The sequence below is a fragment of the Flavobacterium panacagri genome (genome assembly GCF_030378165.1).
GTDB classification, from domain to species: Bacteria; Bacteroidota; Bacteroidia; order Flavobacteriales; family Flavobacteriaceae; genus Flavobacterium; species Flavobacterium panacagri.
This window is the reverse complement of sequence record NZ_CP119766.1, coordinates 296,495-313,868: the sequence shown is the minus strand read 5'-3', so window position 1 is coordinate 313,868 and position 17,374 is coordinate 296,495. Positions and strand designations below refer to the sequence as shown.

Here is a 17,374-nt window from a genome sequence, read left to right as displayed (position 1 = left end):
TAACAATTATTTATTTTCCAGCTTCTTCAAGGGCTTCCCAAAATTCGTAAGCTCTTCTTAAATGCGGAATTACGATTGTTCCTCCAACAAGAGTTGCAATTCCCATCGCTTCCATCATTTCTTCTTTAGAAACGCCTTCTTTATAACTCGTTTCCAAATGGTATTTTACACAGTCGTCGCATCTTAAAACTGTTGATGCAACTAACCCAAGAAGTTCTTTTGTTTTTACATCAAGAGCGCCTTCTGCATAAGCATTAGTGTCAAGATTAAAAATTCTCTTTACAATTTTATTGTTGTCAGCAAGCAGTTTTTCGTTCATTTTGGAACGATAGTCGTTAAATTCTTGAATGATATCAGACATTTTCTTTCATTTTATTTTTATAAACAACTTTCGAAATCCATATACTTAATTCGTATATGATTAGCATCGGAATTGCAACAATAGTTTGACTCACAACGTCTGGAGGAGTAACAATTGCAGCAATAATTAAAATAAGTACAACAGCGTACTTCCAGTACTTTCTTAAGAATTCAGGAGTTACTAATCCTAATTTCGTTAAGAAATAAATAGCGATTGGAAGTTCAAAAAATATAGCACTTCCAAGAACGCTCGTTTTTACCATTCCCATGTAAGACTCAAGTGTAAACTGGTTTTTTACAACATCACTCACAGAGAAAGTCGCTACGAAGTTTACAGACATTGGAATTACGACAAAATAGCCAAACAATACTCCTAAAAAGAAAAGTAAAGAAGAAACGAAAATGAATAATTTCGCATTTTTTCTTTCTTTCTCATAAAGAGCGGGACTGATAAATTTCCAGATTTCCCATAAAATATAAGGAAAACTTAGGATAAAACCTGCTAGAATACACATCCATACGAAGATATTAACCTGACCTTCCATTTCGGTATTCTGAATAATAAAATTCAGTTCCGTAATACAAATGCTGTCTGCAAATCCCAATGAATGCGATAAATCACAAAACCAAACGTAAGTAAAAAACGTTGGTCTGATTGGGCCTAAAATAATTTGATCAAATAAATAATCACTGATAAAATATGTGACAATTGCCATAATAATTGTTGCAATTGTGCTTCTAACCAATAACCATCTTAGTTCTTCAAGATGATCCAAAAATGACATTTCGCCAAGATTTTTCTTTGCCATTATACTATTCCTTCTTTTAAAATGTCATGTAAATGTAATACGCCTTTGTATTCTCCATTATCCGCAACGATTAATTGTGTAATCGAAAAGTCTTCTAAAATGTTTAAAGCATCCACAGCCATAGTTTCAGACGAAACTATTTTGGGATTTTTAGACATAATATCTTTTGCTGTTAAATCTGCTATAGTATCTACGTCGTTTAGCATTCTTCGGATGTCTCCATCAGTAATAATTCCAACAATTTTATTGTCTTCTATAACTGCGGTAACTCCCAATCTTTTTTCAGAAATTTCGAAAATTGCTTTTTTGATTGAAGTATCCGGAGTAACAGCTGGTTTTAAGGAATGCTCGATCATATCTTTTACACGAAGCAAAAGTTTTTTTCCTAAAGCACCTCCAGGATGATAAATCGCAAAATCTTCAGGTTTAAAATCTCGCATTTCCATTAAGCAAACTGCCAATGCATCACCCATAACAAGCTGTGCTGTTGTGCTGTTTGTTGGAGCTAAATTGATAGGGCAGGCTTCGGTATTAACAGTTGTATTTAAAACGAAATCAGAACCTTTTGCCAGAAATGAAGTGGTATTTCCTGTAATAGCGATCAGGGTATTTCCAAATCGTTTTAATAACGGGACTAAAACCTTAATTTCAGGACTGTTGCCGCTTTTAGAAATACATATAATAATGTCTTCGTTTTGAATCATTCCCAAATCACCATGAATGGCCTCTGCGGCATGCAGAAACATTGATGGTGTTCCTGTAGAGTTAAAAGTAGCAACCATTTTTTGAGCAATGATGGCACTTTTTCCGATTCCGGTAACGATTAGACGGCCTTTGGTTTCATAGATACGCTGAACTGCTTCGTAGAAATTTTCGTCCAGAAAATCAATTAGTTTTGTAATTGCTTCACTTTCAGAGAGTATTGTTTTTTTAGCTATCGCCAATATATTTTCTTTTGAGATCAAATCAGAATATTTAAAATTTGTATGTATAAAAGAAAGTTGTATCTTTATGTGTTGCAAATTTATACAAAATACAGTTAATATAGAGAATGAATTCAAACGAAATTGAAATACATAAAGAATTAAAGAAGTATTTCGGCTTTAGCCAATTTAAAGGCTTGCAGGAGCAAGTCATTACGAGTATTTTAGGTAAAACGAATACTTTCGTAATTATGCCAACCGGCGGTGGAAAGTCTCTTTGTTATCAATTACCCGCTTTAATTCAGGACGGAACGGCAATTGTTGTTTCTCCTCTGATTGCCTTGATGAAAAACCAGGTTGATGCCATTCGAAGTCTTTCGTCTGAAAATGGAATTGCACACGTATTAAATTCATCTCTTACCAAAACAGAAATTGCTCAGGTTAAAAAAGATATTACTTCTGGATTAACTAAGCTTTTGTATGTAGCCCCTGAATCTTTAACTAAAGAAGAATATGTCTCTTTCCTGCAAAGTGTGCCTATTTCTTTTGTTGCAATCGATGAAGCCCACTGTATTTCAGAATGGGGTCATGATTTTAGGCCGGAATACAGAAATCTAAGACATATTATTAAGCAATTGGGGAAAGTGCCAATTATTGGTTTAACTGCAACTGCGACTCCAAAAGTTCAGGAAGATATCCTGAAAAACCTTGACATGTCTGATGCCAACACTTTTAAAGCATCATTCAACAGACCGAACTTGTATTATGAAGTTCGTACAAAAACTAAAAATATTGAATCGGATATTATTCGATTTATCAAACAGCATAAAGGTAAATCCGGAATTATTTACTGCTTAAGCCGTAAAAAAGTAGAATCGATTGCCGAAGTTTTACAAGTAAACGGAATCAGCGCTGTTCCTTATCACGCAGGATTGGATGCTAAAACCCGCGCCAAACATCAGGATATGTTTTTGATGGAAGATGTAGATGTCGTTGTAGCAACAATCGCTTTCGGAATGGGAATTGATAAACCGGACGTTCGTTTTGTAATTCATCATGATATTCCTAAATCGTTAGAGAGTTACTATCAGGAAACCGGTCGTGCCGGCCGTGATGGAGGAGAAGGACATTGTTTAGCTTATTACTCTTATAAAGATGTAGAAAAGCTGGAGAAATTCATGTCCGGAAAACCAGTTGCGGAGCAGGAAATTGGTTTTGCTCTTTTGCAGGAAGTGGTGGCTTACGCCGAAACTTCAATGTCACGCAGAAAATTCCTTCTTCATTATTTCGGAGAAGAATTTGACAGCGAAACAGGAGAAGGAGCAGATATGGATGATAATGTTCGCAATCCTAAAAGTAAAGTTGAAGCCAAAGAACAAGTGGTTAAATTACTCGAAATTGTTCGCGACACCAAACACATTTACAAATCAAAAGAAATTGTATTTACTTTAATTGGCCGTATAAATGCGGTTATTAAAGCACACAAAACCGATACACAGCCTTATTTTGGTTCAGGTTCAGATCATGATGAAAAATACTGGATGGCGTTGTTGAGACAGGTTTTGGTAACGGGACTATTGTCAAAAGACATTGAAACATATGGAGTGATTAAAATTACTCAGGAAGGTTTAGATTTTATCAAAAACCCGGTTTCGTTTATGATGTCTGAAGATCATGAATATACTGAAGCTGACGATGAAACTATTGTGACTGGAGGTAAATCTTCCGGTACAGCCGATGAAGTTCTTACGGGAATGCTTCGCGAGCTTCGTAAAAAAGTCGCCAAAAAATTGGGAGTTCCTCCATTTGTAGTTTTCCAGGACCCTTCTCTTGAAGATATGGCTTTAAAATATCCAATAACCATACAGGAATTATACAATATTCACGGTGTTGGTGAAGGAAAAGCTAAAAAATACGGAAGTGAATTCGTGGCTTTAATTGCTCGTTATGTTGAGGATAATGATATTATTCGCCCAGACGATTTAGTTGTAAAATCTACAGGAGTCAATTCTGCCAATAAATTATATATCATTCAGAATATCGACCGAAAATTACCATTGAACGACATTGCTTCTGCAAAAGGTCTTACTATGGATGCTTTAATTAAAGAAATGGAGCAAATCGTATATTCTGGAACCAAATTGAATATCAAATATTGGATTGATGATATGCTTGATGATGATCAGCAGGAAGAAATTCACGATTACTTCATGGAATCAGAATCGGATAAAATCGAAGACGCACTAAAAGAATTTGATGGTGATTATGATATTGATGAATTACGTTTAATGCGTATTAAGTTTATTAGCGAAGTAGCGAATTAAAAGAAAGTATTCAGTGGTCAGTTTTTTAGTGTTCAGTAAATGCTAATACTGATTGATGGAATAATTTATAAAAGTATTCAGTAATCAGGATTTTAGTACTTTCTGAACACTAAAAAACTGATTACTGATCACTATAAACCTCTCCTCGATGTGGTTTCAAAGCATCTCTTACTTGAATCATGTTTTCATCTGTAACCACCATAAAAGCGGTTGCATGCATATCGTTTACGATTGAAAAACCTGTGATATTTAAAGGTAGTTTTTCGATTACAATATATTCTTTCAAATGAATTTCATGGTGTTCAGCAGTTTTAGCTGAAGCGGGTCCGCGAAAATCCCAAATTAGTTTTATTTTTCTGGACATTATTTTATAGGTGCAAAGGTTCAAAGTAGCAAAGGTACAAAGTCTTTCTTAAAGGTTCTAAGATTTTTGCTGTAGAGACGCACTGCAGTGCGTCTAACTAATCATAAGAGAATCTTTTTAATCCAAAAATAATCTGTGGCTGAAAATAAAAAGTAAAGATTTTAGGAAGAAGAAATTTGCTGCATAATTAACCACAAAATGCGCTAAGTTTTTTTTAGTACGGTTTTCGAAAAACACAAAGTCCGCAAAGCTTTGTGTCGATGTAGCTTTGCGAACTTTGTATTTTCTATGCGTAAAGGAAAATTAAATCTTAGCGTACTTTGCGGTTAATTACATAAAGTCAGTTCAAAATAGTACTTTTGCATCTTCTTTTCATAGAAAGAAAAGCTAATAGAATAAATACAAAACAATGCCTAAAGAACTTTTACTTCAAGTTACACCCGAAATTGCTGCAAATGAATCATTGCTAAAAGACCATTTGTCTAAGCAGATTAAAGTTTCTGTTCAAGAAATTCAGCATGTTTCTATTTTAAAACGCTCAATTGATGCACGTCAGAAAGCGATTAAAATCAACTTGAAAGTGGTTATTTATTTGAAGGGTGAACCTTTTCAGGAAACGAAAATTGAGCTTCCAATATATAAAGACGTTTCAAATGCGCAGGAAGTAATTGTGGTTGGTGCTGGTCCAGCCGGACTTTTTGCAGCATTGCAATTGGTTGAATTAGGCTTAAAGCCAATTGTACTCGAAAGAGGAAAAGACGTTCGCGGACGTCGACGCGATTTAAAAGCAATAAATAGAGAACATATCGTTAATGAAGATTCGAATTATTGTTTTGGAGAAGGTGGAGCAGGAACGTATTCTGACGGTAAATTATACACTCGTTCTAAAAAGCGAGGCGATGTAACCAGAATTTTAGAGCTTTTGGTTGCTTTTGGTGCTTCAGAAGATATTTTGGTTGAAGCCCATCCGCATATTGGAACAAATAAATTACCTAAAATTATCGAAGATATCCGTGAAAAAATTAGAGAATTTGGCGGACAGGTTTTGTTTGAAACCCGTGTTGATGATATTCTGATAAAAAATAATGAAGTCGAAGGAATTGTAACGCAGAATGGAGATAAGATTCATGCTAATAAATTGATTTTAGCAACAGGACATTCGGCGCGTGATATTTTTGAATTATTAGATAAAAAGAAAATTTTAATAGAAGCAAAACCTTTTGCTTTAGGCGTTCGTGCAGAACATGCGCAAGAACTTATTGACAGTATTCAATACAGCTGTGATTTCCGTGGAGAACATTTACCTCCTGCGCCTTACTCAATTGTAAAGCAGGTAAACGGACGTGGTATGTATTCGTTCTGTATGTGTCCGGGTGGTGTAATTGCACCTTGTGCTACAAGTCCGGGTGAGGTTGTTACAAACGGCTGGTCGCCATCTAAACGGGATCAATCTACAGCAAATTCTGGAATTGTAGTCGAATTGAAATTGGAAGATTTTAAACCTTTTGCAAAATTTGGCGCTTTGGCTGGAATGGAATTTCAAAAAAGTATCGAACAAAAAGCATGGCATTTGGCTGGGGAAACTCAAAAAGTTCCAGCACAACGAATGATCGATTTTACAAAAAGCAAAGTTTCGGCAGATATTCCAAAAACCTCTTATGTTCCGGGAACTACTTCAGTAGAATTGGGACAGGTTTTCCCGGGGTTCTTAACTCAGATTATGCGTCAGGGATTTCAGGATTTTGGTAAATCAATGAAAGGGTATTTAACCAATGAAGCAATTTTACATGCACCGGAAAGCAGAACCTCATCGCCAGTCAGAATTCCGCGTGATCCTATGACTTACGAGCATTTGCAAATCAAAGGATTATATCCTTGCGGAGAAGGTGCTGGTTATGCCGGTGGAATCATTTCTGCGGCCATTGATGGCGAAAAATGTGCCTTGATGATTGCGGAGTCCTTGAAATAATTGACCTCAGGATTTTTCATGTAGTAAAAAGATTGTTATCTTAGTGGTTTGATTCTAATAGAAATTGCCCCCAAAGATGACTATAAAAGACATTGAAACAAAATACGGATTCGAATATCCGCTTCTATACAAACAACTAGATGCCGATGGTATGCTGGATGTTGGAGAATACGGCCCAAATTGGTTTACAGAAGTTTATCCAACTTTAAAAGATAATCCGCCTTTACTTTTGCATTCTTACGATTTTGAATCTCTCAATTTAAAATCGGTTGCTGAGGAAATAGAGGAACTGAGAGCTCCGGAAGATTATCGAAATATCAATCCTGAATTTAAATTTATTCCGTTTGCAAAAAGTGGTGGCGGAGATCATTACTGCTTTTTTCTTAACGAAGAAGAAAATGGAGATGTACCAATTGTTTTTGTATGGCACGATTCTAATGAAGTCAATTATCTAGCTAAAAACCTTCAGGATTTTATTTTTAAAGTTTTATTGATCGATATGTCACAACAGGATTTGTATAATGAACTGAGTGACGAAGAATTTAGAAGTGACTTAGAATCGGTTTTTAAATCTCATAAAAAATATTTAACAGAGCGTCAGAACGAGATTTTAGAATCTATTTTAAAACGCGAAATTATCGATTATGAAATTAATGTTTCTCCCAAAATAGTGGAAACGGCAAGAGGTTTATTAACGGATCATGAATTAGAATCCATCGTTAATGAAGTGATTCCTTTTGATAAAATGAATAAAAGTTTTAAATATTCGAACGAATAAACCTTTCATGAAAAATTTCTTTTCCAATTTATTTAATAGAAATAACGATCCGCAATCCATCATTTCTTTTGATGTTATAAATCCGATTTATGATTATTTATATAATGAGTCGAATAGTTTAGAATTTAAGGTGAAAAGAATTCCGGATTCCGTTTTTGTTAATTTATATTCTATTCCGTATTCATTAGATCATGAAGAGGGAAGAGCAGAAGTTAAAAAAGCGGGATTTAATAATGCTTATGAGGTTTTAAATGAACTTTATAAAAAACTGAATATTGGAACTTTAACGGAGGAAATGATTCAGGAAGGATTAGAGTATGATTTTATTCATATTCAGTTTTATTCTCAGCCGAGTCAGGAAATGAAGAAACACTTTAAGCGTGTTATCAATAACTTCATGATTTTCTTTTGCTGTACCAATAGTTTAGAAATAAACGATATTAGGATTTTATATTCCAGCAGTCATTTTTTAGATTATACAAAAGGTTTATTAGACTCTGAATTTCTTGATTTTAACGCGCCTAAAAACGAAACTCAGGAAATTGGCATCAAAGATTTTAAATTGGTTTTACAGGGAATCTGTGAATATCTAAATCTTGAAATTTCCAAAACGGTAGAACTTCCTTCTTCTGAAAGTGTGTTATTTAATGAAAATGCAACTATCGAAGATTTTAAAGAGTTTGTTAATCTAGTTTCGAGAGGTACTATTGAAGAAGAGGCACTTAATGAATATGCTGAAAATCTTTTTGAAAATTTCAATGATGATACCAAAGAAGATTACGAAAGTACAGAACAACACTTTGCTTTTTTTGAAAGCATTGATGCCTGGAACAGCGACTGGAAGTTTGATCCTGAAGATGCCGAATATTTTATTTCTGAAATGCTTGGCGAAGATTTCAAATTCGATTATCCCGAGGAAACCTACAGCCACGATTTGTTCCCATACATTCAATCAGAGTTAGCAAAATCCAATCGGGAACTATTGACTTATGAGACTTTTGGTGATAATTATCTGTTTTTTATAGCCAATAAAGATGAAGTGGAAAGAATTTTAGAATTGTCTGAATTGACAAAGATTGAAATTAACCAGCTTTAAGAGAAATAGCCACGACCCGAGCGATAGCGAACTGGCGAAGCAATTCACGAATTTATTTAAAAACTTTGCACATAGATTTTAAAAATAAAATTCGTGAATTAGTGGCAGAAAAATTTAGGGTATCAAAATTATTTTCCCTGTGCTTTTTCTACTTTCCAGAAAATCATGTGCCAATTTTCCTTTGGATAATTTGAAAGAAGTGGGTTCTGAAAGTTTGATTTTTCCTTCCGTAATCCAATGGAATAACTGAGTCGCTCTTTTGATTCTTTCTTCTTTAGAATTTAAATAACTCCATAAATCGCCTCCTGTTAAAGTTTTGGAACCATCCATTAACATTCTTGGATCGACTGGTGCAGGATCTCCGCCCGCCATTCCGAAGAAAACGACTTGTCCGCATTCTTTGGTTACTTCGAAACTTTCCATTAACGTACTTCCAATACTGTCATAGACAGCGTCAACGCCTTTTGGAGTAATTTTGAAAACCTCAGCTTTCCAATCCTCATTATAAAGAAAAACATAATCCGCGCCTTGTTCAAATCCGATTTTAGCTTTATCAGCAGATGAGGTTAAACCGATAACAGTTGCGCCTAAAAGCTTGCTGATTTGCGTTAGAATCTGTCCAACTCCGCCGGCAATAGCATGAATTAAAACAGTTTCTCCGTTTACTGTTTTGTGACTGTCAGTAGCTAAATAATGAGCGGTCAAACCTTGTAATAAAACCGAAGAAGCAGTTTCAAACGAAATACTTTCGGGTAAAGGCAAAACATGATTTACATTAACGGCAACCAATTCTGCATTAGCAAAAGGAACATCGGCGAAAGCCACACGATCACCAATTTTATATTCCGAATGATTGTTCGCATCGACCACAATTCCGGCACCTTCGTAACCGGCAATAAAAGGTGGATTTCCTTTTAAGTGATAATTTCCTTTTCGACGGTAAACATCTGCAAAGTTTAATCCAATGGCTTTCATTTCGACCAGAATCTCGTCGTTTTTCAATTGCGGATTTGGAATTTCTATATATTCTAAAACATCTGAATCTCCAAAAGTAGAGAAGGTTAGTGCTTTCATTTTTTAATTTGTTTAAGAATACAAAGTACGGGAAAATTCATTTTCAGATTGAAAAGTTTTTATAGCCACGAATTCACGAATTATCATATAATAAATATTGAGAAAAAATAATTCGTGAATTCGTGGCTATAAAAAACTAGATTTTAGGAAACTTCATTCCATTAAAAGTACTTTTCTGTTTAGCCAAAGCTTCGACATCCTGCCATTTTCTTGGTGATTCTACCGAAAGGTTTTCGTATGAATTTTTGGTGATTAAAATATCATCTTCTATTCGAACACCGATGTTCCACCATTTCTTATCACATTTGCTATTGGCTGGAATATAAATTCCTGGTTCAACAGTAAAAATCATGTTTTCTTTTAAGGTGCTCATATAATTTCCTTTATCGTGAACATCTAAACCAAGAAAGTGCGAACAGCTGTGCGGATAATAAATTTTAACGTCTTTTGGATCTGTAATAATTCCTAATTTGATTAATCCGGTTGTAATCACTTCTCTTGCTTTTTTATTTAAATCCTGAAAAGGAGTTCCGACTTTGCAAATTTTAAAAACCTCTTCCTGAGCTTCATAAACCAATTGATAGATTGCTTTTTGTTCTTCAGTGAATTTTCCGTTTGCAGGAACTGTTCGAGTCACATCGGCAGAATAACCGTGGTATTCAGAACCAACATCCATCAATAGTAATTGATTGTCCATTTTGGTTGCATTGTTTTCTCCATAGTGTAAAATACAACCATTTGCTCCAGCGCCAACAATCGGTGGATAACCTTCATCTTCGGCTCCATAATGTCTGTGAATGTATCTGTGGATTCCGTCTGCTTCGTTTTCGCTCATGTCTGGCCCAACCGCTTTCATTACTTCATTATGTGCAATGCAGGAAAGTTTAACCGATTTTCGCATTAAGTCTATTTCTTCAGGAGTCTTTATTTCTCTTAAAGAATTAGTGATTGTATTGAAAAGCAATACAGGCGCTTCATCATCAGTTTTAATGGAAGCTTTAGATTTGAACGATTCAATTAAGCCAAAAAGATCAAAACCTGTTTTATTTTTCCCGAGGTCTGTTGGAATTTTATCGTAGATAATTTTATCAATTTTTTTGAAGTCAATGACGAAAGTATTAAAATCTTTTCCGTTATAAACAGTGGTAAAACCTAATTTAGATTTTGCACCTTCAACACCTAAACGTCTACCTGTCCAGGTTTCCTGCGCAGCATTTCTTTCTCTCACAAAAAGAACTTCAGTATATTTTTCATCCCCTTGCGGTTCTTTAAAAAGCAATAAAACGGCATCTGGTTCTTTGTAACCAGTTAAGTAATATAGATCAGGATTTGCGTGATACGTATAATTAATGTCTTTTGAAAATACTCTTTCGGGATAAGAAAAAACTACGGCAGCCGAATTGGCGGGCATTAAATTTCTAAAAGCTTCACGGCGGCCTTTGTGAAATTCTTTTGAAAGGAAATCTGTTGGCAAATTTTCCTGTGAATGAATTCCGGAAAAGCTAATAATAAAGACAAACAATAATAGAAATTGCTTCATTTTTTTTTTTTGATTTTTGGTTGATGATTTTTGATTTTTAAATCTATGCAAATTACAAAAAAAGTGAAGCAAAACGATTAAGATGTTTTTCTATAATTTAGAACTGCAGCAAAATTTAGAACAATTGCAAAACAGATAATAATAAGCATGTGAGGTTTTATATCCTGAAAAGTACTTCCTTTAATAATAACCATTCGTATGACATCGATAAAATAACTTACAGGATTAAATCTGGAAACCGTTTTAGCCCATTCCGGCATGCTGTCTATCGAAGTAAAAAGGCCACCCATTAAAACAAAAATCATAATAAAGAAAAACATAATCAGCATGGCTTGTTGCTGTGTCTCACAAAAAGTGGAAACCAAAAGACCAAAGCCCAAAATGGCTAAAAGATATAGTACAACAAATCCATATAAAAGCAAGATGCTTCCGAGAGGAACAATACCGTAAAAAATCCACGAAACAATCAAGCCTAAACCAAAAACTACATTTCCTAAAATCCAAAACGGAATTAATTTCCCTAATATAAAATGATATTTTTTTATGGGAGAAACATTAATCTGTTCGATTGTTCCGCCTTCTTTTTCTTTTACGATATTTAATGCCGAAAGAAATCCGCCGACAAGTGTTACCAACATTGCCAAAACACCTGGTACCATATAAAGCTGATAATTTAAATTGGGATTATACCAGTTTGATGAGGTAATCTCAATAACAGGCATTGGATTGAATTTATCCGGAACAATATTTTTTATCCGAATTTGATTGTTGTATTCCTGAATTATCGAAGAAATGTAACCGCCTCCAAGTCCTGCTTTTGTACCGTTTACAGCATTTATGGTGATAAAAAGCTGCTGCTGGTTTTCGGTCAGTAATTCTTTTTCAAAGTTTTTAGGAATCTCCAGTATAATATCAGCCTTATCTTCTTCAACCGAATGCAGTGCTTTACGATAGGATTGCGAATATCCTGTAAGTCTGAAATATCCCGATGAAGTAACTTTAGTAATTAAATCTCTAGAATAGTCGGAATGATCGTTGTCTATAACCGCCAGATTGATATTTTTAACTTCATAATTAGCCGCCAACGGTAAAATAATAAGCTGGATAACCGGCATAGCTAAAATGATGGCCAAAATAGCCCGATTACGAAAGATCTGTTTGAATTCTTTGATTAGTAAAAAACGTAATATTCTCATGACATTCGGATTTTAAAGCTTTTGAGGCTTATGAATAGTAAAAAAATGGTAGTTCCGATAAGAATTAAAGTTTCTTTCCAAACCGCAGCAAAACCAAGACCTTCAATCATAATTCTTTTTACAATAATGTAATACCATTTTGCAGGAACAATGTTGGAAAAAATCTGCAGCGGAATCGGCATATTTTCAACGGGAAACATAAAACCGCTGAACAATAAAGTAGGAAGGAGCATTCCCATAAGAGAAAGTAACATCGCAGTCTGCATGGAATCGGTTTTGACTGAAATGAAAATGCCAAGTGTTAAACAAGTTATGATAAATAAAATACTTTCTGAAAAAAGTAAAATCAGATTTCCTTTTATCGGAAGTTCTAAAACAAAGAAGCTTAATAATAAGATGGAAGCTACATTTATGGTAGACAAGATAAGATAAGGAACCGCTTTAGAAAGAATAACCAAAATAGGTTTAAACGGAGAAACCAAGAGAATTTCCATAGTTCCCATTTCTTTTTCTTTTACAATAGAGATCGCTGTCATCATTACGCAGATCAGCATTAAAATCAGTGCCATAACACCAGGAACAAAATTCGGAGCGCCTTTTAATTGCGGATTATAAAGCATCTTGATTTGTGACTGAATGCGATAAGGAGCCAAATTAAGCTGATTCATTTCGGATTGATAATCGGCAATAATAGAGGACGCATAATTGGTCAGGGTTGTCGCCTGATTTGGATCTGAAGCGTCGGCAATTATTTGAATCTGAGCTTTGTTTTGATGTAAAAGATTGCTGTTGAAGTTTTCAGGAAAAATAACAGCCATTTTTATTTTTCCGGTTTCAAATGCTTTTTCAAGCTCGTTTGTTCCGGATAAAACATGATCGATTTCAAAGTATCTGCTGGCTTCAATTTTATTGATGATTTCTTTTGAAGCCACATCTTTGGCGTAATCAACCACTACAATTTTGGAGTTCTTTACTTCATTGGTAAGCGCAAAACCAAAAATTAAAATTTGAACCACCGGCATTCCGAAAAGTATAAGTAGTGTCTTTCTGTCCCGCAGTACATGCAGAAATTCTTTATTGATGAAGGTAAAAAACTGTTTCATATTCGTTTGTTATTCGCCGCGTTTTGCTTCTCGGGCAAGATGATAAAACACCTCATCCATACTGCCGACATTAAATTGTTTTTTTAGGTTTGAAGGACTTTCTAAAGCTTCGACTCTGCCATCGACCATAATCGAAACACGGTCGCAATATTCGGCTTCGTCCATATAGTGTGTGGTCACAAAAATGGTAATTCCGTTGCCGGAAGCTTCATAAATTAAATCCCAAAATTGTCTTCGTGTAAGCGGATCAACTCCGCCCGTTGGTTCGTCTAAGAATACAATTTCAGGTTTATGAATAATGGCCGTCGAAAATGCCAGTTTTTGTTTCCATCCCAAAGGAAGTGAGCCCACACGTTTATCCGCCAGATCCTGCATTCCTAGACTTTCTATTAAGGATTGACTGTTCGATTTAATTTCAGCATCTGATAAACCATAAATTCCAGCGAAAAAATTAATGTTTTCCAAAACGGTTAAATCATCATACAAGGAGAATTTCTGACTCATATAACCAATATTCTTTTTAATTTTCTCCGTTTCTTTATAAACATCAAAACCTGCAATATTAGCCTCGCCCGAAGTTGGTTTAGACAAACCGCAAAGCATTCGCATGGCAGTGGTTTTTCCCGCACCATTCGCTCCTAGAAATCCAAATATTTCTCCTTTTTGAACATCAAACGTAATATTGTCAACGGCGATAAAATCTCCAAAACGCTTTGTTAATCCTTTGCAAATAATTACTTTGTTTTCCATCAACTCAATAGTTTTATAAAACTGTCTTCTATTGTTACGTCTGCATTTTTAATTTCGATGTTTTCCAATCCTTTTTCTTTTAAGTATTTTTCTAAGGCAGCAACATCTGGATTTCCGTTGAATGAAAAATGAGCATATTCACCAAAAGCATAACTTCCTTTTCGTTCGGGATATTCCGTTAAAAAAGGCAATAGTTTATGCATGTTGTTGGCTTTAACAGCAAATAAAGAATCAGGATAACTTTTTATAATATTTTGAGGCGTATCCATTTGTAATATTTTACCGCCCTGAATAAGTGCAATTCTATCGCAGAGATTAGCTTCGTCCATGTAAGGTGTCGAAACTATAATCGTAATATTTTGTTTCTTAAGGCGTTTCAGCATTTCCCAGAATTCTTTTCTGGAAACCGGATCAACTCCGGTTGTGGGTTCGTCCAGAAATAATACATTCGGTTTATGAATTAAAGCACAGCACAATGCCAGTTTTTGTTTCATTCCGCCCGAAAGTTTTCCTGCTCTTCGGTCTTTAAATGGTTCAATCTGAATATAAATATCTTTAATCAAATCGTAATTTTCCTGAATGGTGGTTCCAAACAAAGTGGCAAAAAAGTTGAGGTTTTCTTCGATAGTTAGATCCTGATACAAAGAAAATTTTCCCGGCATGTAGCCAATGGTACTTCTGATTTCCTTATAATTTTTTACTACATCCAATCCGTCAATAGAAGCTTCGCCGTTATCGGGCAGTAAAACCGTAGTCAGGATTCTGAAAATACTGGTTTTGCCCGCGCCGTCAGGCCCAATGAGTCCAAAAAGTTCACCTTTGTTTACCGAAAAAGAAACGTTATCGACCGCTGTCTTTTTTTCTTTGCCGTAAACTTTCGTGATATTTTTTACAATTACAGATTCCATGACTTAGAATTTTATTTCGCCGTACATTCCGATTTTTAAGTAACCGTCGTTTTTGACTCTGATCTTTACTGCATAAACCAAATTGGCACGCTCTTCTTTTGTCTGAATTGTTTTTGGAGTAAATTCAGCTTTATCACTAATCCATTCTATGATGCCTTCATGTTCTTTGTAAGTATCTTTAGCAGCATCAGTAAAAACTTTTACTTTCTGATTGGTTTTAATCTGCGGAAGCTGATCTCCTGTTACATAAACACGCAAGATGATAGAAGACAAATCTGCAATTTTGTAAAGCGGTTTTCCATTCGTTGCCATTTCGCCAGTTTCAGCATATTTGGTTAAAACCGTTCCATTCACTTTATTAACAATCTTAGATTTTGCCAATTGATCGTCAATCTGGCTTATCTGCACCTTTAAAGTTTGTGTTTCATCGTCAATTCCTGTTGTGCTGATATTTAAAGAAGTTTGTAAAGCGGTGATTTGTTTCTGAATAACCGAAACTTTAGAATTGGCATCATCCAATTGTTTTCTCGTTGCAGCATCTGCTTTAACCAAATTTTGCATACGCTGCTGATCTATTTTGGCTTGTTTCAATTCTTCGCGATAAACGTCGAGTTGTGTTTTAGCATCTGGTTTTCGACTTAGAGTTGCTTTTATTTGTGCCAGAAGCTGTTCTTTTTTCAATTTCAGTTGGATAGTATCAATATAACCTACAACTTGTCCTTCTTTTAGATTATTTCCTTCTTCTACGTTTAATTCTTTAATAATTCCGGAAGCCTCAGCTGGAATAATGGTTTCAACGGCTTCAAAAGTTCCTGTGGCATCAAAATCATTTTTGTTGCTGGAACATGAAATTAGAATTGAGGTAATTGCTATGTAAAGTATCTTTTTCATTTTGTGTTAGTTTCCGGTTATTAATTTTTGTCTGTATTGCGCCAGAAGCAATTCAGTTTCGTGAATGATTTTATTTTGTTTGGCTTCGTTTTCATCATTAACAAACTTGAGATAATCGTCAGGATTGATAACGCCGTTTTCTAATTGAGCTAAACCTGCTTTTTTAACATTACTTCTTAAATCAACAATCTGTCCGTCAGAAATTAAATATTCCTGAAGTTTAGTGATTTCAGCATTTTGTTGTTTTAAAGATTGATTGGTATTGAAAAGAAAAGTTTCCTTATCGGCATCAACTTCTAATTTGTTAATGTCAATGATTTCTTTCTGTTTTTTAGAAGTATATAAGCCCGTCAAAGACCAATTTAAACGAAGTCCGCCAATGTAGTACCATTCAAAACCTTCTTTTAAAAAATTGAGTGCAGGATTGGCAATACCGCCTTGTACAAAAAAGTTAAGTTTGGGTCTGTTTCCGGCATCGATAGTTTCTTTGTTGAGTTCAAAACTTTCATTTCTAAAATTGAAAAGAGCCAATTCCGGACGATTAATATCTAATCGAGAGATACTGGTTTGTGGCGTTTCTAATTTTGTTTCAGTATTTAATTCCTGATTTATAAAAAGGCCGAGCATATCAAGATATCCTTTTCGATAACTTCTAATACTTATAGCTTGCTGATCGGCTTTTAAGTATTCTGCTTTTAGTAAATCCAGACTGCTTCTGTAAGCTGTTCCGTTTTTAAGCTGTGCTTCAACAGTTTTTATTCCAATTAAAATATCGTTTTTCAGCAGCTCATTTTGGCGTAATTGTTCGTTGTAAATTAAAATTCCGAAATAAATATCTGTCACTCTTTGTTTAACAGCATATAAATCTACCTGAAGCTGTTGTTGCTGTACTTTAGTTTGAGAATTGACAACTTCTTTTTGCTGTTTGATATTGCCACCATCATAAATAATCTGGTTCAGTTCGCCGTAAGCTTTATACTGGTCATTATTTAATATCGGCATAGAAGTTCCCGGAATGCTTACGGGAAGTTTGGTAACATCAGATTGATAAGTTGCCTGCGCCAGTATATCAAACTTTGGATAATATCCTTTTGCAATATTTTCAATTGTAAATTCATTGCTTTTGGCGATAAGCTCTCTTTTCTTGGATAAAGGATAATTTTCTTCTGCCAGTTGATAACAATTATCAAGCGTTAAGAGTTTTTCGCTTTGCTGCGAATACCCTGCTGCTGATAAAATGAGAAAAAGTATTAGTAATCTTTTCATGTTCAATTTTTTTTATTTGTTTT

16 protein-coding genes are annotated in these 17,374 nt (G+C 34.8%); 4 read left to right on the top strand and 12 right to left on the bottom strand.

Going from position 1 to position 17,374, the window contains the following annotated elements; genetic code table 11:
- Positions 1 to 10 precede the first annotated feature (10 nt).
- Genes P2W65_RS01495 through P2W65_RS01485 form a run of 3 tightly spaced genes read right to left on the bottom strand, consistent with a single transcriptional unit; the run spans position 11 to position 2,134 of the window.
- Positions 11 to 361, bottom strand: a complete 351-nt coding sequence (locus tag P2W65_RS01495; RefSeq protein WP_144217757.1) for a carboxymuconolactone decarboxylase family protein — start codon at positions 359 to 361, stop codon at positions 11 to 13.
- Positions 354 to 1,169, bottom strand: coding sequence for a twin-arginine translocase subunit TatC (tatC, locus tag P2W65_RS01490; RefSeq protein ID WP_289662981.1), 816 nt, complete (start codon positions 1,167 to 1,169; stop codon positions 354 to 356). Before tatC ends, P2W65_RS01495 begins: the two co-directional genes overlap by 8 nt.
- Positions 1,169 to 2,134: a KpsF/GutQ family sugar-phosphate isomerase gene (locus tag P2W65_RS01485; protein ID WP_289662980.1), complete on the bottom strand. Its 966-nt coding sequence runs from the start codon at positions 2,132 to 2,134 to the stop codon at positions 1,169 to 1,171. Before P2W65_RS01485 ends, tatC begins: the two co-directional genes overlap by 1 nt.
- Before the next feature lie 86 nt (positions 2,135 to 2,220).
- Here P2W65_RS01485 and recQ point away from each other — a divergent pair, with 86 nt between their 5' ends.
- The gene (gene recQ, locus P2W65_RS01480) at positions 2,221 to 4,416 is read left to right on the top strand and encodes a DNA helicase RecQ (RefSeq protein WP_289662979.1); all 2,196 of its coding nucleotides are present in this window, start codon (positions 2,221 to 2,223) and stop codon (positions 4,414 to 4,416) included.
- Between the two features lie 121 nt (positions 4,417 to 4,537).
- Here the strand turns inward: recQ and P2W65_RS01475 are convergent, their stop codons facing one another.
- A complete protein-coding gene (locus P2W65_RS01475; protein WP_289662977.1) occupies positions 4,538 to 4,780 on the bottom strand; it encodes a hypothetical protein in 243 nt (80 codons plus the stop codon).
- Between the two features lie 409 nt (positions 4,781 to 5,189).
- Here P2W65_RS01475 and P2W65_RS01470 point away from each other — a divergent pair, with 409 nt between their 5' ends.
- From P2W65_RS01470 to P2W65_RS01460, 3 genes are all read left to right on the top strand, one after another.
- Positions 5,190 to 6,749 carry an NAD(P)/FAD-dependent oxidoreductase gene (locus tag P2W65_RS01470; RefSeq protein ID WP_289662976.1) on the top strand — a complete coding sequence of 520 codons (1,560 nt, stop codon included), beginning with the start codon at positions 5,190 to 5,192 and terminating at the stop codon, positions 6,747 to 6,749.
- Positions 6,750 to 6,825: 76 nt separating this feature from the next.
- Positions 6,826 to 7,527, top strand: a complete 702-nt coding sequence (locus P2W65_RS01465) for an SMI1/KNR4 family protein (protein ID WP_289662975.1) — start codon at positions 6,826 to 6,828, stop codon at positions 7,525 to 7,527.
- 7 nt (positions 7,528 to 7,534) lie between these two features.
- A complete protein-coding gene (locus P2W65_RS01460) occupies positions 7,535 to 8,623 on the top strand; it encodes a DUF6630 family protein (RefSeq protein WP_289662973.1) in 1,089 nt (362 codons plus the stop codon).
- A gap of 114 nt (positions 8,624 to 8,737) precedes the next feature.
- On the opposite strand, the gene P2W65_RS01455 is transcribed toward P2W65_RS01460, so the two are convergent.
- The 8 genes from P2W65_RS01455 to P2W65_RS01420 form a co-directional block, all read right to left on the bottom strand.
- Positions 8,738 to 9,697 carry a quinone oxidoreductase family protein gene (locus P2W65_RS01455; RefSeq protein WP_289662971.1) on the bottom strand — a complete coding sequence of 320 codons (960 nt, stop codon included), beginning with the start codon at positions 9,695 to 9,697 and terminating at the stop codon, positions 8,738 to 8,740.
- A 136-nt stretch (positions 9,698 to 9,833) separates the two neighbouring features.
- Positions 9,834 to 11,237, bottom strand: coding sequence for an aminopeptidase P N-terminal domain-containing protein (locus P2W65_RS01450; protein ID WP_289662969.1), 1,404 nt, complete (start codon positions 11,235 to 11,237; stop codon positions 9,834 to 9,836).
- A 77-nt stretch (positions 11,238 to 11,314) separates the two neighbouring features.
- The gene (locus P2W65_RS01445) at positions 11,315 to 12,433 is read right to left on the bottom strand and encodes an ABC transporter permease (protein ID WP_289662967.1); all 1,119 of its coding nucleotides are present in this window, start codon (positions 12,431 to 12,433) and stop codon (positions 11,315 to 11,317) included.
- Positions 12,430 to 13,536, bottom strand: a complete 1,107-nt coding sequence (locus P2W65_RS01440; RefSeq protein WP_289662966.1) for an ABC transporter permease — start codon at positions 13,534 to 13,536, stop codon at positions 12,430 to 12,432. The genes P2W65_RS01445 and P2W65_RS01440 overlap by 4 nt, the downstream gene beginning before the upstream one ends.
- A 9-nt stretch (positions 13,537 to 13,545) precedes the next feature.
- Positions 13,546 to 14,286: an ABC transporter ATP-binding protein gene (locus tag P2W65_RS01435; protein WP_289662965.1), complete on the bottom strand. Its 741-nt coding sequence runs from the start codon at positions 14,284 to 14,286 to the stop codon at positions 13,546 to 13,548.
- Positions 14,286 to 15,194, bottom strand: coding sequence for an ABC transporter ATP-binding protein (locus P2W65_RS01430; protein WP_289662963.1), 909 nt, complete (start codon positions 15,192 to 15,194; stop codon positions 14,286 to 14,288). The genes P2W65_RS01435 and P2W65_RS01430 overlap by 1 nt, the downstream gene beginning before the upstream one ends.
- A gap of 3 nt (positions 15,195 to 15,197) precedes the next feature.
- Positions 15,198 to 16,085: an HlyD family secretion protein gene (locus P2W65_RS01425; protein WP_289662962.1), complete on the bottom strand. Its 888-nt coding sequence runs from the start codon at positions 16,083 to 16,085 to the stop codon at positions 15,198 to 15,200.
- Positions 16,086 to 16,091: 6 nt separating this feature from the next.
- Positions 16,092 to 17,351, bottom strand: coding sequence for a TolC family protein (locus P2W65_RS01420; RefSeq protein ID WP_289662960.1), 1,260 nt, complete (start codon positions 17,349 to 17,351; stop codon positions 16,092 to 16,094).
- Between the last annotated feature and the right edge of the window lie 23 nt (positions 17,352 to 17,374).